Source organism: Amphritea sp., from assembly GCF_050300915.1.
Lineage (GTDB): Bacteria > Pseudomonadota > Gammaproteobacteria > Pseudomonadales > Balneatricaceae > Amphritea.
The window spans coordinates 1-501 of sequence record NZ_JBNKYN010000273.1 but is presented as its reverse complement, the minus strand read 5'-3'; the positions used below and the strand labels follow the sequence as shown (position 1 = coordinate 501).

The 501-nt window shown below is 50.5% G+C and carries 1 protein-coding gene; it reads right to left on the bottom strand.

From position 1 onward, the window contains the following. A partial coding sequence (locus ACQY8X_RS21255) for a reverse transcriptase family protein (RefSeq protein ID WP_428037116.1) occupies positions 1-342 on the bottom strand: 342 nt, incomplete at its 3' end. Positions 343-501 lie beyond the last annotated feature (159 nt).

The window sequence follows — 501 nt, the reverse complement described above, 5'->3', positions numbered from 1 at the left end:
GAGCAGCTTCTCTGATGACACATCAAACACATATTTTTTAGGATTAAGCAACATCTTGTACTTACGGAGATTGTCGAATGTCTCCTTGAGGTCATCAAGCAGATCCCCACACTTTTTTGACTTCACCACTACATCATCAATGTAGGCTTTGACGTTTCTCCCAATCTGAGGCTCCAAGATGATATGAATGCACTTCTGATAAGTTGCTCCACCGTTCTTCAGCCCGAATGCCATCTTGGTGTAACTGAAGATCCCAAATGGTGTGATGAACGCTATTTTTCCTTCATCATCTTTCTCGCCCCGGCATGCCCCTCCCCGGCCCCTATAAAAGGCAAGCACCACCCTCAGGCTTCACCAGACCAATCCCCGCCTCTCTTCTCTTCTCTCCACGCACAAGCGCCTCCTCTGTCAGTTATACCCCACCGATGCCCGGCCGTTTCCGTCCCTCTACCACCCCCTCTTGCAGCCGGTGACGATCATCACCGTTCCCTCCCCCTTCTT